Here is a 13858-nt window from a genome sequence, read left to right as displayed (position 1 = left end):
GGCGCACTCGTGACCACACGCCAACCCAGGACCGGGGCCAAGGCGCCCCGGGGAGGTATCCCCATGTCCCACGAGTTCTTCATCCCCGACCCCGAGGGTCACGTACCCAGCCCCGAGGGCTACTTCGGCGCGTTCGGCGGCAAGTTCATCCCCGAGGCGCTGGTCGCCGCCGTGGACGAGGTCGCCGTCGAGTACGAGAAGGCCAAGGCCGACCCCGCCTTCGCCGCCGAGCTCAACGACCTCATGGTCAACTACACCGGCCGCCCGAGCGCCCTCACCGAGGTGCCCCGGTTCGCCGAGCACGCGGGCGGCGCCCGGGTCTTCCTCAAGCGCGAGGACCTGAACCACACCGGCTCGCACAAGATCAACAACGTGCTCGGCCAGGCGCTGCTCACCAAGCGCATGGGCAAGACCCGCGTCATCGCCGAGACCGGCGCGGGCCAGCACGGCGTCGCCACCGCGACCGCCTGCGCCCTCTTCGGGCTTGAGTGCACCATCTACATGGGCGAGGTCGACACCCAGCGCCAGGCGCTGAACGTCGCCCGGATGCGGATGCTCGGCGCCGAGGTCATCCCCGTGAAGTCCGGCAGCCGCACCCTGAAGGACGCCATCAACGAGGCGTTCCGCGACTGGGTCGCCAACGTGGACCGCACGCACTACCTGTTCGGCACGGTCGCGGGCCCGCACCCGTTCCCGGCCATGGTCCGCGACTTCCACCGGGTCATCGGTGTCGAGGCCCGCCGTCAGATCCTGGAGCGCGCCGGACGGCTCCCGGACGCGGCCGTGGCCTGCGTCGGCGGCGGCTCCAACGCCATCGGGCTGTTCCACGCCTTCATCCCGGACGCGGACGTCCGTCTGATCGGCTGCGAGCCCGGCGGGCACGGCATCGAGACCGGCGAGCACGCGGCGACCCTGACGGCGGGCGAGCCGGGCATCCTGCACGGCTCGCGCTCGTACGTGCTCCAGGACGACGAGGGCCAGATCACCGAGCCCTACTCGATCTCGGCCGGTCTGGACTACCCGGGCATCGGGCCCGAGCACTCCTACCTCAAGGACACCGGCCGCGCCGAGTACCGCGCGGTCACCGACGACGCGGCCATGCAGGCCCTGCGGCTGCTCTCGCGCACCGAGGGCATCATCCCGGCGATCGAGTCCGCGCACGCGCTCGCGGGCGCCCTCGAAGTCGGCCGCGAGCTCGGCAAGGACGGGCTGCTCCTGGTCAACCTCTCCGGGCGCGGCGACAAGGACATGGACACGGCGGCCCGCTACTTCGGGCTGTACGACAACGGGGCCGAGGGGGACGCGAAGTGAGCGGGAACGTGACTCTGCTGAGCGACACCCTCGCCAAGGCGAAGGCCGAGGACCGGGCCGCGCTCATCGCCTATCTGCCGGCCGGGTTCCCGACCGTCGACGGCGGCATCGACGCGGTCAAGGCCGTCTTCGAGGGCGGCGCGGACGTGGTCGAGGTCGGCCTTCCGCACAGCGACCCGGTCCTTGACGGGCCGGTCATCCAGACCGCCGACGACATCGCCCTCAAGGGCGGGGTGAAGATCGCCGACGTGCTGCGCACGGTCCGCGAGGCCCACGCGGCCACCGGCAAGCCGGTGCTGGTGATGACGTACTGGAACCCCATCGACCGGTACGGCGTGGAGCGCTTCACCGCCGAGCTGGCCGAGGCGGGCGGCGCCGGCTGCATCCTGCCCGACCTGCCGGTCCAGGAGTCCGCGCTGTGGCGCGAGCACGCCGACAAGCACGGCCTCGGCACGGTCTTCGTGGTCGCGCCCAGCAGCAGGGACGAGCGGCTCGCGCAGATCACCGCGGTGGGCTCCGGCTTCGTGTACGCGGCGTCCCTGATGGGCGTCACCGGCACGCGCGCGTCGGTCGGCGCGCAGGCCGAGGACCTGGTGCGGCGCACCCGGGCCACCACCGGCCTGCCCGTCTGCGTCGGCCTCGGCGTGTCCAACGCGGAGCAGGCCCAGGAGGTCGCGGCCTTCTCCGACGGAGTGATCGTCGGCTCGGCGTTCGTCCAGCGGATGCTGGACGCGCCGGACCACGCGAGCGGGCTCGCCGCCGTGCGCGCCCTCGCGGGTGAACTCGCGCAGGGCGTACGCCGTACGCCGTAAGGGTGTAGGCCGAGCCGCAACGCTCCGTAACCCCGCCCGAGTAGGGCGGACCCGGACCGCGTTAGCTCGTACGGGTGGATATGGGACCGGGGAGGCACGTGGGTGCCTCCCCGGTTCGTTGCTGCGGGTGTGAGCGAGAAGAACCAAGAAGGCAAGAGAACGGCCCGCGAGCGGCTGGCCCAGGAGCGCGAGCGGCAGCGGTCCCAGGACCGCCGCAGACGCACGATGATCGTCGCCGGGGCGGTGGTGTGCGTCCTCGGGCTGGCCGCCGTGATCGGCGTGATCGCGGCCAACACCAAGAGCGACGGCAAGAAGAGCACGGCGGGCCCGCTGCTCGCGCCCGCAGGCGCCGAGGGCAAGGACAAGCTGGCCATCCCGGTGGGCGCCGCCGACGCGCCGTCCACGCTCACGGTCTGGGAGGACTTCCGCTGCCCGGCCTGCGCCGCGTTCGAGAACAGCTTCCGGGCCACGATCCACGAGCTGGAGGGCAGCGGACAGATCCGCGTCCAGTACCACCTCGCCACCCTGATCGACCGCAACCTCGGCGGCAACGGCTCGCTGCACGCGGCGAACGCGGCGGGCTGCGCACAGGACGCCGGGAAGTTCTCGGCGTACCACGACGTGCTCTACAGCAACCAGCCCAAGGAGACGGACGACGCGTTCGCGAAGAACAGCAAGCTGATCGAGCTGGCCCAGAAGGTCCCCGGCCTCGACACGGTCGGCTTCCGCTCCTGTGTGGAGGAGGGCAAGCACGACAGCTGGGTCGGCAAGTCCAACGACGCCTTCCAGAACGGCGGCTTCAGCGGCACGCCGACGGTCCAGCTGAACGGGGAGTCGGTCTTCCCGCAGAAGGGCAGCGAGCAGATCAGCCCGGCGAACCTGAAGAAGTGGGTCGTCGAGGCGAACAAGGGCAAGCAGCCGGGGACGGTTTCGCCGTCGCAGCCGGGGGCGTCGGCTCAGAGTTCGCCGCCGGCGGGCGCGCCCGCCGCGTCCGGGGCGCCGAAGCCGAAGTCCGCGCACACGCCGGGGGCGGCCCCGAAGAAGGCCCCGGCCCCGGGCCCGGCGCATCCGGGGGCCCCGGCGGCCCACGCGGGAGCGGGTGCGGGAAGCGCGACCGGGTCCGGGGCGGGGACGGGAGCGGGGGCGGCTCCGGCTCCCGCGGCCCCTTAGGCCCCTGCCGTACCGCTCGTTACTCATAAGTTGCCGGGTGGGTGGTCCGACCGCCCGCCCGGCAAGGTAGCGTCGACCCTGCCATGAACCTCGCCTTCATTCCCAGCCCGTCGACCGGCGTGATCCATCTCGGACCGATCCCGCTGCGCGGCTACGCCTTCTGCATCATCATCGGTGTCTTCATCGCCGTCTGGTACGGCAACAAGCGCTGGATCGCCCGGGGCGGCAGAGCCGGCACCGTGGCCGACATCGCCGTCTGGGCGGTGCCCTTCGGCCTCGTCGGCGGCCGGCTCTACCACGTCATCACCGACTACCAGCTGTACTTCAGCGACGGTGAGGACTGGGTCGACGCCTTCAAGATCTGGCAGGGCGGGCTCGGCATCTGGGGCGCGATCGCGTTCGGCGCGGTGGGCGCGTGGATCGGCTGCCGCCGCCGGGGCATCCCGCTGCCGGCCTGGGCCGACGCGCTGGCCCCCGGCATCGCCTTCGCCCAGGCCGCGGGCCGCTGGGGCAACTGGTTCAACCAGGAGCTGTACGGCAAGCCCACCGACGTGCCGTGGGCGCTGAAGATCACCGAGGGCACCAACCGGGTCGCGGGCACCTACCACCCGACCTTCCTGTACGAGTCGCTGTGGTGCCTCGGCGTCGGCTTCCTCGTCATCTGGGCGGACCGCCGCTTCAAGCTGGGCCACGGCCGGGCGTTCGCGCTGTACGTCGCGGCGTACTGCGTGGGGCGCGGCTGGATCGAGTACATGCGGGTCGACGAGGCCCACCACGTGCTGGGGCTGCGTCTCAACGACTGGACCGCGATCACCGTCTTCGTGCTCGCCGTGACGTACATCGTGATCTCTTCGCGGGTGCGGCCGGGGCGGGAAGAGGTCGTCGAGCCGAGCTCCGCGGAGTCCGCTGACGCGGAGGGCGAGCCGGAGTCAGGGGATGCGCCGTCCGACGAGGTCGAGAAGTCGGTGCCGTCCGAGAACGGGTCGACGAGCAAGAGCTGAAGCTTCGCCCGGGCCAGGTGTTTGTCTGCAGGCTGTATGTGGCTGGTCGCGCAGTTCCCCGCGCCCCTAAATGCGCCCCTCCGGGGCGCCCCTATAGGGGCGCGGGGAACTGCGCGACCAGCCCCCACAGGGCCGCAGACGACAGCGCACCCCCGCTCAGGGGTACGGGCGGTGGGCCAGGGACAGCGTCCTCCTCGCCGCCTCCACCACCGCCGCGTCCACGAAACGCCCGTCCGGCAGTGCCAGGGCGCCCCCGTCCGTGGGGGACGCCGTGAGGATCTCCTCCGCTGCCGCGACCTCCGACGGCGGTGGCAGATAGGCGCGTTCGATCACCGGCAGCTGTGCCGGGTGGATCGCCGCGCGGCCCAGGAAGCCCAGCGAGCGGCCGTGGGCGCAGGACGCGGCCAGGCCCGTCAGGTCGCTGATGTGCCGGTACACCGACTGGGCGGGCGGGGCCAGGCCCGCCGCCCTCGCGGCCACCACGACGCGGCTGCGCGGCCAGTCCAGGCCCGACTCGTTGCGTACGCCCAGATCGGCGCAGAGGTCCGCCTCGCCGAGCGCGATGCCCCGCACCGCCGGATGGGCGGCGGCGATCGTGTACGCGTGCTCCACTCCCAGGGCGCTCTCCAGGAGCGGGTGGAGGGGGACGCCGGGGGCCAGGGCCGCGATGCGCTGGACCTGGAAGGCATGGGTGACCTTGGGCAGGCGCAGGCCCGACAGGCCCGGGAGCCCGGCCAGGGTCCGTACGTCCTCCTCCGTGGCGACCCTGACGTGGACCGGTGTGGACAGCGAGGTGGCGAGCAGCTCCGCCGTCGCCGCCCGGGCGTACTCCTTGCGGCCCGGCGCCACCGCGTCCTCCAGGTCCACGATCACCACGTCCGCGCCCGCCGACAGCGCCTTCTCGACCACTTGCGGCCGGTCGCCGGGGGCGTACAGCCAGGTCAGCGGGATCCTCGTCACAGGGCGCCCGTCCCGCGCAGCGCGGTGATCTCCTGGGCGGACAGGCCGAGTTCGGTCAGGACCGCGTCCGTGTCCGCGCCGTGCGGGCGGCCCGCCCAGCGGATCGCGCCCGGGGTCTCGGAGAGCCGGAAGAGGACGTTCTGCATCCGGACCGGGCCCAGCTCCGGGTCGTCGACCGTGGTGAGCGTGTCGAGCGCGCGGTACTGGGGGTCCGTCATCACCTCGCGGATGTCGTAGATCGGCGCGATCGCCGCCTCCGCCTTCTCGAACGCCGCCATCGCCTCCTCACGGGTGCGCCGCCCGATCCAGCCGCCCACCGCCTCGTCCAGCTCGTCCGCGTGCTCGGCCCGCCCCGAGCCGGTGGCGAACCACGGCTCGGTGATCAGCTCCGGGCGCCCCACGAGCCGCATCACCCGCTCGGCGACCGACTGGGCCGAGGTGGAGATGGCGAGCCAACTGCCGTCCGCCGTACGGTAGGTGTTGCGCGGGGCGTTGTTGCGGGAGCGGTTGCCGGTGCGCGGCTGGACGTAGCCGAGCTGGTCGTACCAGATGGGCTGGGGGCCGAGGACGGTCAGGATCGGCTCGATGATCGCCATGTCGATCACCTGCCCGCGCCCGGTGGTGGTGCGCGCGGTGATCGCGGTCAGTACGGCGTACGCGGTGGCCAGCGCGGCGATCGAGTCCGCGAGGCCGAACGGGGGCAGCGTCGGCGGGCCGTCCGGCTCGCCGGTGACGGCGGCGAAGCCACTCATCGCCTCGGCGAGAGTGCCGAAGCCGGGGCGGTGGGCGTACGGGCCGCACTGGCCGAACCCGGTGACCCGGGCCAGTACCAACTGGTCGTTGGCGGCGGCCAGTTCGGGCCAGCCCAGGCCCCAGCGCTCCAGGGTGCCCGGGCGGAAGTTCTCGATGATCACATCGGTGGAGGCGGCGAGCCGGAGCAGGGTCTCGCGGCCGCCCGGCGTGGACAGGTCGAGGGTGATCGTCCGTTTGTTGCGGCCGAGCAGCTTCCACCAGAGCCCGACGCCGTCCTTGGCGGGGCCGTGGCCGCGCGAGGGGTCGGGGCGGCGGGGATGCTCGACCTTGATGACCTCGGCACCGAAGTCGCCGAGCATCGTCGCCGCGAGCGGTCCGGCGAACAGGGTGGCGAGGTCCAGGACCCGCAGTTGTTGCAGCGGAGTTGTCACCGGGTGGTTCCCTTTGCCGCCGCCGCGTCGATCTCCGCGCGGTACGGCATGGCGGCCACCGCGCCGGGCCGCTGGACCGAGAGCGCGGCGGCGTCCGACGCCCAGCCGAGCGCCTCGGGCATCGCCCGGCCCTCGCCCAGGGCGACGGCGAGCGCGCCGACGAACGTGTCGCCCGCGCCCGTCGTGTCGACCGCGGTCACCTCGGGGGCCGGGACCGCGACCGGGTCCTGGTCGCGCGCCGCGTACAGACTGCCGCGGGCGCCGAGCGTGACCACCACCTCGGGGACCAGCTCAAGGAGCGCGCGGGCGGCCGCCTTCGGGTCGTCGATGCCGGTGAGTGCGGCGGCCTCGTGCTCGTTGGCCACCAACAGGTCGGTGGCGGCGAGGAGTTCGGGCGGCAGGGGCTGGACGGGGGAGGGGGTGAGGACCGTCCGCACCCCGTGGCGCCGGGCCGCCTTGGCGCCCTCGACGACCGTGTCCAACGGCAGCTCCAACTGGAGCAGCAGCGACTCGGCGCCCGCGATCAGCGCCTCGTCGCCGGGGCCGAGGTGGGTGACGGAGGCGTTGGCGCCGGGGATGACGACGATCGCGTTGCCGCCGGTCGCGTCGACCACGATGTGGGCCGTACCGGACGGCCCCTCGGTGGTGCGCACGAGGTCGGTGTCGACGCCGGAGCCGTCGAGCGCGGCCCGCAGCCGTCCGCCGAACTCGTCCGTGCCGACCGCCCCGATCATCGCGACGTCGCCGCCCGCACGGGCCGCGGCGACGGCCTGGTTGGCGCCCTTGCCGCCGGGGATCGTACGGAAGTCGTGACCGGTGACGGTCTCGCCGCGGCGCGGGGCGGCCGTCACGTAGGCGACCAGGTCCATGTTGGTGCTGCCGAGCACCGCGATGCGCGTCATGCGCTCCGTACCTCCTGGGGGACGAGTTGTGCGGTCTGTTGAGCGGGTGCGTGTGCGGTCACTTGCGCGGTCGCTGGTGCGGTCGGTTCCGCCGCCAGTTCCGCCGTCAGTTCTGCGAGGGTGTCGAATCCGGTGCCGTCGAAGCCGGCGACGGTGGTGGCGAGGCGGTTCTTGAGCGGTGCGGTCCAGCGGGCGGGCAGCGCGTCCGGGTGCCCGGCGAGGAGTCCCGCGAGCGATCCGGCGGTGGCCCCGTTGGAGTCGGTGTCCCAGCCGCCGGACACCGCGCGGCAGATGGAGCCGGAGAAGTCGCCGTCGGCGTGGGTGAGGGCGGCGGCGAGCAGGGCGGCGTTGGGGACGGAGTGCACCCAGTGGTAGGCGCCGAGGGCCGTGTGCAGCCGGTCGACGACGGTGTCGAAGTCGCCCTCCTCGCGGGCGAGGCGGATCCCGAGGCGGACGGCCCCGGCCAGGCGGGAGCGCGGGGGGATCACGGCGAGACCGCCGTCGAGACAGGCGTGCACGTCGTACGCGCCGGTGGTGGCCATGGAGATCGCCGCGGCCGTGAACATGGCGCCGTACACGCCGTTGGCGGTGTGGGTGAGGGCGGCGTCGCGGTGCGCCTGCTCGGCGGCGGCCGCGGGGTCGCCCGGGTTGGTCCAGCCGTGGACGTCGGCGCGGATGGTGGCGCCGATCCACTCGCGGAACGGGTTGCGGTGGGTGGCGGTGTGCGGCGGCTCGATCCCGTCCAGGAGATTGCGGTACGCGATGCGCTCGGCGGTGAACGTACGCCCCGCCGGGAGCTCGTCCAGCCACAGCCGGGCCACGTCGGCGGTGGTGAAGGCGGGGCCGTGGCGCTGGAGGAGGAGCAGGCCGAGGAGCGGGTAGTTGAGGTCGTCGTCCTCGGGCATGCCGTCGATGTTCTCGGCGAGGGAGGTGGGGGCGGAGCGGCGGTTCCAGGGGTACGCGGCGGCCAGCTCGGCGGGGAGGCGGTGGGCGGTGAACCAGGTGTGGAGGGGCCAGTTGCCGGTGGCGCGGGCGATTGCGCGGATGCCGGTCAGCGGCAGCTTCTCCACGGGTTTGCCGAGCAGGCAGCCGACGGCTCGGCCCAGCCAGGCGGCGTGGAGGGCGTGAGTTTGCCCCTCCCCGCCCCTTCCCGCAACCCTCCGGGGGTGGGTGGGGGTAGGGGGAGGTGTTCCTGGGGGCTTCGCCCCCAGACCCCCGAGCGGGGGCTGCGCCCCCTGCACCCCGCTTGCGGGGCTGCGCCCCGGACCCCGGACGGGAGGGGTGGGTGGGTGGCTGGGGGCTTCGTCCCCGGGCCCCCGGGCGCGGCTGCGCCCCGGAACCCTGGCGGGGGCTTCGCCCCCTGCACCCCCTTCGGGCTTCCGCCCCGGGGTGGGTGGGTTGCTGGAGCCGTCGGGCCAGGTTGATGTCGTGGATCTGATCGCCTCGAAGTCCGTCGGTTCCCTGTCCGCCAACGGGGAAGGAACCTCTGCCAGTTCGTCCAACAGCTGGATCGCCAGGGCGCGCAACGCCGGAGGTGCCGGGGTCGAGGACGCGCCCGAAGGGCCGGGCGCTGTGCCGCCCGCCGTTGCCCAGCGTGCTTCGATCCCTCTCGCGTCGCGGCCGTCCTCCTTCGCCTGGCGGAGCTCGTGGGCGATGAGGTCCTCCGGCTGGACCCAGGTCAGGCGTAGGGGGGTCATCGGGTCAGCGCCTCGAAGGCCGTGCGGTGGGCGTCTTGGCGGGCGCGGTCCTTCGCGTACACCTCGCGCGTCACCTCGGTGAGGGCCCGCGCGGGGGCGTGCAGGTCCAGGCGGCTGGCCTCGGCGACCGGTTTGGCCCAGGCGGCGGGGATGGGGGCCTCGCCCCGGAGCGCGCCCGCCAGTGCGCCCGCCATCGTCGCGATGGAGTCGCAGTCCCGGCCGTAGTTCACCGCGCCGAGTACCGCCGTGCGGAAGTCGCCGTCGGCGACGAGCAGCATTCCCAGGGCGATCGGGAGCTCCTCGATGGCGTGCAGGCGGGACGGGCGGCGGGCGCCCAGGGACGGGGCGCGGTAGTCCGGGCCGACCGTGTCGAAGGGGGTGACCGCCGCCCGGAGGGGGGCGAGGGCCGACTCGAAGTCCGTGTGCCCGGACGCCGCTTCGGCCACCGCCTCGATCGCCGCACGCGTTCCGTCCTTTGCCAGGGACAGGCAGGTTTCCACGACACCCGCCGCCGTCGCGGCCGGGGCGCACGCCGCCGCCACCGCCGCCGCGAAGACGCCCGCAGCCTCCCGCCCGTACGAGGACTGGTGCGGGGCCGCCACCTCCAGGGCCTCCGTGTACGCCGCCGCCGGGTTGGCCGCGTTGACCAGGCCGACCGGTGCCATGTACATCGCGGCGCCGCAGTTGACGATGTTGCCGGTGCCCGCCTCGCGGGGGTCGACGTGGCCGTAGTGCAGCCGGGCCACGATCCACTTCTCGGCGAGGAAGACGCGGTGGAGGGGGATCGTCTCGGCTTCGAGTTCGGGGATCCAGAGCGGGCGGGAGATCAGGTCGGGGACGAGGTGGTCGGCGATCGCGTACGCGTCCAGGTGGTCGCGGACCCGCTCGTACACGCGGATCAGCGTGTGCGTCATCAAGGTGTCGTCGGTGATGTGTCCGTCGCCCTTGTGGTACGGGGCGATCGGCCGCGCCGTACGCCACTCGTCCCCGTGCCAGGGCCCGACGATGCCGTGGACGCGGCCGCCGTGCCGCTCCACGATCTGCTCCGGGGTGTAGCCCTCGACCGGGCCGCCGAGGGCGTCCCCGACGGCCGCGCCTACCAGGGCGCCGGTGATGCGGTCCTCAAGAGTGAGCGTCGCGTACGACGTCGTGAGCGTCATGCCGGAATTGTCCACCCTGGGCGGTCAGTTCGGGGTGGTTCGCGGTATTTTCGCGAAAAGCTCAGCCGCCCGGGGGGTGGCGCAGCGTGTCGGCGAGGAGCCCGGCGAGCTCCACGAGGTCGGTACCGGCCAGGCGTGGCAGGGCGCAGCCGGACAGGGTGCGGCAGGCGTCGAGCCAGGGGGCGGGGATCGAGGCGCCGCCGCCGAGCGCGCCGGTGAGCGCCCCGGCGAGGGCGGGCGCCGAGTCCGCGACCCGGGACAGACAGGCCGCGGCCGGGACCGCCTCGGCGACCGTGCCGCGCGAGGCGGTGGCGAGGGCGAGGGCGACGGGGACGGTCTCGGCCGCGGCGATCCCGTAGCTGTAGACGTGGTCCACGATCTGGTGCTCCAGGAGCGGCACCAGGGCGAACGCGCCCGCCGTGTCGTCGGCGAAGTCGTGCGCGAGCTTGACGGCGTGCTGGGCGTTGCGGCCGATCTCGGTGTCGGGCGGGAGTTCGTCGAGGGCGGCCGCAACGGCGTCCTCGACGCCGGCCCCGCCGAGCGCGGCCGCGACCGCCGCGGCGATGGCGCGGGCGCCGTGCACCCCGTCGCCGTCCTGGGTGTAGCGGGCGTCGAACTCGGCCAGTTCGGCGGCTTCCCGGGGCGCGCCGGGGTGGACGACGGCGAGGACCGCGGCGCGTACGCAGGCGGCGTCGTCGAAGTAGTGCGGGTTGTCGTGGCCGGTGGCGGGCGGGCGCAGGCCGGTGGCGAGGTTGCCGAGGCCCGCGCGTACGGAGATGCGGGCACGCAGCGGGAGCACCGCGGACTCGACCTCGGGGGCGCGCTCGGCGGCCGCGGCGACCTCGGCGGCGAGGAGGTTCCAGGCGCGGTCGACGGCGGCGCGGACGCGTCGGGCCGGGGTGAGGTGGGCGAGCAGGGGCTCGGCGGCGGTGAGCACGGTCTCGGCGGCGAACGCGGCCCACTCGGCGTCGTCCGACGGGCCCAGGCGCAGGGGTTCGGGGGGCTGGTTGAGGGCGATGGGGACGGGGAGGGTGGTGGTGGCGTTCTGCTCGGCGAAGGTGTCGAGTTCGCGGGTGAGTCTTCGGGTCCACTCGGGCATGCGGGCGGCGCGGTGCCTCGCGGCGGGCCACCCGGCGGCGTCGCCTGCGGCCAGGCCGAGGAGGAGGCCTTCGATGCGGTCGGCTTGGTGCGGCGATGGTGCGGGGTGCGCTTCGCGCCGGGATTCCCCCACCCCGCCCCTTCCCGAAACCCTCCGGGGGTGTGGGTGGGTTGACGTGAGTGGGTTTTCCCGGGGGCTTTGCCCCCCGGCCCCCAGCGGGGCCTGCGGCCCCTGCACCCCGCTCGGGGGCTGCGTCCCCGGACTCCCGCCCGGAAGCTGCGTCCCCGTACCCCCAGCTGAAACCTCGTCACCCATCACGCGCTCTCCTCTTCTTCCGGATCCGGCGTCAGCAAGTCCGCGATGTCCAGGACGTGGTAGCCGCGCATCTCGGGGAGGCAGCTGCCGCGGACCGGGCCGATCGCGGACGACCAGTCGGGGGGGATCGACGCGGCGCCGCCGTGCGCGCCTGCCAGGGCGCCCGCCACCGCCGCCGTCGTGTCCGCGTCGCGGCCCATGTTCACGGCCGTCAGGACCGATGCCGTGAAGTCGCCCCGGGCCGTGGCGAAGGCGCCGAAGGCCAGGGCGACCGCTTCGGGGGCCAGGTCCGTCCAGGGGTAGCCGCCGATCACGACCGCCGAGCGGACGGCCCGTTCGCCCTGGTCGGCCACCGCCACCGCGCGGCGCAGCGAGCGTGCGGTCCAGGAGTCCATCGGGATCACCGACAGGGCCGCCGCGATCACGGACGTGAGGCCCGCGCCCGTCATCGCCACCGCGACGCCCGCCGCCACCGCCTGGCCGCCGTAGATGCCCTCGCCCTCGTGGCTGACGCAGCCGTCGATCGCCACCAGCCGCGCCGCCTCCTTCGGCGCCCCCGCGGCGAAGACGCCGAAGGGGGCCGCGCGCATGGCCAGGCCGTCGCTCCAGGCGTGGCGGTGCTGGGCGGAGATGGGGGCGGCGAGACCCCGGCGGAGGTTCTCCAGGGTGCCGCGCTCGCTGAAGCCCGCGCCCCGGAACGGTCCTTCGTCGCGGTCCGCGATCCAGTGGTGCCAAGCGTGTTCGACGTGCGTGACGGTGAGCGCCGAGCCGTGCCGGGCGAGCAGCAGGCCCGAGAAGATGGCGTACTCCGTGTCGTCCGTACCCGCCGGGTCGTCGGAGACGAAGCCCTCGATCCGGCCCCAGCGGCGCCGGATCTCCGAGGGTTTGAGGTTCTCGGCGGGGGCTCCGAGCGCGTCCCCCACCGCCAGGCCCAGCAGCGCGCCTCTGGCTCGCTCGCGGATGGCCTCGGCTGTTCCCGGGCCGCTGGCGATCAACTCCATGGGAGGCCTTTCGACGTCGCCTGATCCTTCGCTTGATCTCTGCCACGCCGAACGAGCCAGGAGTCCATCTGTCACCCTCCCGCCACATGTGTGCAAGAGCGGACACGGATGAGCACGACACCCCTCTGACCTGGGTAAGTACGGCCTGCCTTGCTAGCGCGGGGCTTACATCGAGCGTAATTTCGACGAAGACGAGGGGGAGCGGGACGCGAGAGCCCGCTGCTGAACGCAAGGGGAGAGCTGTGTCCGTCATCAACACCGAAGCCGCGCTGCACGAGGCGCACCGGGACAACCACACGCACCGGGACGTCAACGGCGGCTGGCTGCGCCCCGCCGTCTTCGGCGCCATGGACGGGCTCGTCTCCAATCTGGCGTTGATGACGGGTGTCGCGGGCGGCGCCGTCTCGCAGCACACCATCATCGTCACCGGCCTCGCGGGCCTGGCCGCCGGAGCCTTCTCCATGGCCGCCGGCGAGTACACCTCCGTCGCCTCGCAGCGCGAGCTCGTCGAGGCCGAACTCGACGTCGAGCGCCAGCAGTTGCGCAAGCACCCGGTGGACGAGATGGAGGAGCTGGCCGAGCTGTACGTGTCGCGCGGCGTCGAGCCCGCGCTCGCCCGCGAGGTCGCCATGCAGCTCTCCCGCGACCCCGAGCAGGCGCTGGAGATCCACGCCCGCGAGGAGCTCGGCATAGACCCGGACGACCTGCCGTCGCCGACCGTCGCGGCCGTCTCGTCCTTCGGCTCGTTCGCGCTGGGCGCGATCCTGCCCGTACTGCCGTATCTGCTCGGCGCGAGTGCCCTGTGGCCCGCCGTGCTGCTCGCGCTGGTCGGTCTCTTCGCCTGCGGCGCCGTGGTCGCCAAGGTCACCGCGCGCTCGTGGTTGTTCAGCGGAATGCGCCAGCTGGCCCTGGGCGGCGCGGCCGCGGCCCTCACCTTCGGCCTTGGCTCGCTCTTCGGCACGGCGGTGGGCTGACCGGGACCCGGCCCCCTGGGCCCCCCGGCCCCTCTCCTCCCGCAAGGCCCGCCAGGACGTACCCCCGTCCGGGCGGGCCTTCGCCGTGCGGGCGCGCGAGTCCGGGGTCACCATGTGACCTACGTCCTGCGCGGGATCGTCCCGGCGCCCGTAGAATGCGGGAGTATGCAGGACCCCACATAACTAGTCGTTACTCGGCGGTTTCGCATCTTTGAACACCGGGCATAGGCCGTACACACTCCGCCGACGCAGGCAATGAAGCCTGCCCCGGA

At 73.6% G+C, this 13858-nt stretch carries 11 protein-coding genes and 1 pseudogene; 5 read left to right on the top strand and 7 right to left on the bottom strand.

Features of this window, described 5'->3' with window-relative positions; all coding sequences use genetic code 11:
* Window positions 1–63 precede the first annotated feature (63 nt).
* From trpB to lgt, 4 genes and pseudogenes are all read left to right on the top strand, one after another.
* Window positions 64–1311, top strand: a complete 1248-nt coding sequence (gene trpB, locus OG965_RS12960; protein ID WP_371652178.1) for a tryptophan synthase subunit beta — start codon at window positions 64–66, stop codon at window positions 1309–1311.
* The gene (gene trpA, locus OG965_RS12955) at window positions 1308–2123 is read left to right on the top strand and encodes a tryptophan synthase subunit alpha (protein ID WP_371652176.1); all 816 of its coding nucleotides are present in this window, start codon (window positions 1308–1310) and stop codon (window positions 2121–2123) included. Before trpB ends, trpA begins: the two co-directional genes overlap by 4 nt.
* Before the next feature lie 129 nt (window positions 2124–2252).
* Window positions 2253–3074 (top strand): annotated as a pseudogene (locus OG965_RS12950) (DsbA family protein); the annotation flags it as partial.
* A gap of 302 nt (window positions 3075–3376) precedes the next feature.
* Window positions 3377–4294, top strand: coding sequence for a prolipoprotein diacylglyceryl transferase (lgt, locus tag OG965_RS12945; RefSeq protein WP_371652175.1), 918 nt, complete (start codon window positions 3377–3379; stop codon window positions 4292–4294).
* Between the two features lie 156 nt (window positions 4295–4450).
* Here the strand turns inward: lgt and OG965_RS12940 are convergent, their stop codons facing one another.
* The 7 genes from OG965_RS12940 to OG965_RS12910 all read right to left on the bottom strand — a co-directional run bounded on the left by OG965_RS12940 (window position 4451) and on the right by OG965_RS12910 (window position 12612).
* Window positions 4451–5254, bottom strand: coding sequence for a CoA ester lyase (locus tag OG965_RS12940; RefSeq protein ID WP_371652174.1), 804 nt, complete (start codon window positions 5252–5254; stop codon window positions 4451–4453).
* The gene (locus OG965_RS12935; RefSeq protein ID WP_371652173.1) at window positions 5251–6438 is read right to left on the bottom strand and encodes a CaiB/BaiF CoA transferase family protein; all 1188 of its coding nucleotides are present in this window, start codon (window positions 6436–6438) and stop codon (window positions 5251–5253) included. The genes OG965_RS12940 and OG965_RS12935 overlap by 4 nt, the downstream gene beginning before the upstream one ends.
* On the bottom strand, window positions 6435–7340 hold the full coding sequence (rbsK, locus tag OG965_RS12930; protein ID WP_371652171.1) for a ribokinase: 906 nt from the start codon (window positions 7338–7340) through the stop codon (window positions 6435–6437). The genes OG965_RS12935 and rbsK overlap by 4 nt, the downstream gene beginning before the upstream one ends.
* A complete protein-coding gene (locus tag OG965_RS12925; protein ID WP_371652170.1) occupies window positions 7337–9037 on the bottom strand; it encodes an ADP-ribosylglycohydrolase family protein in 1701 nt (566 codons plus the stop codon). The genes rbsK and OG965_RS12925 overlap by 4 nt, the downstream gene beginning before the upstream one ends.
* Window positions 9034–10197, bottom strand: coding sequence for an ADP-ribosylglycohydrolase family protein (locus OG965_RS12920; protein ID WP_371652168.1), 1164 nt, complete (start codon window positions 10195–10197; stop codon window positions 9034–9036). Before OG965_RS12920 ends, OG965_RS12925 begins: the two co-directional genes overlap by 4 nt.
* A gap of 61 nt (window positions 10198–10258) precedes the next feature.
* The gene (locus OG965_RS12915) at window positions 10259–11611 is read right to left on the bottom strand and encodes an ADP-ribosylglycohydrolase family protein (protein ID WP_371652166.1); all 1353 of its coding nucleotides are present in this window, start codon (window positions 11609–11611) and stop codon (window positions 10259–10261) included.
* A complete protein-coding gene (locus OG965_RS12910; protein WP_371652165.1) occupies window positions 11611–12612 on the bottom strand; it encodes an ADP-ribosylglycohydrolase family protein in 1002 nt (333 codons plus the stop codon). The genes OG965_RS12915 and OG965_RS12910 overlap by 1 nt, the downstream gene beginning before the upstream one ends.
* 242 nt (window positions 12613–12854) lie before the next feature.
* Between OG965_RS12910 and OG965_RS12905 the strand changes: the two genes are divergently transcribed.
* Window positions 12855–13586, top strand: a complete 732-nt coding sequence (locus OG965_RS12905; RefSeq protein ID WP_371652163.1) for a VIT1/CCC1 transporter family protein — start codon at window positions 12855–12857, stop codon at window positions 13584–13586.
* Window positions 13587–13858: the final 272 nt, after the last annotated feature.

The sequence above is a fragment of the Streptomyces sp. NBC_00224 genome (assembly GCF_041435195.1).
GTDB lineage: Bacteria > Actinomycetota > Actinomycetes > Streptomycetales > Streptomycetaceae > Streptomyces.
This window is presented reverse-complemented; position numbering and strand designations above follow the sequence as displayed.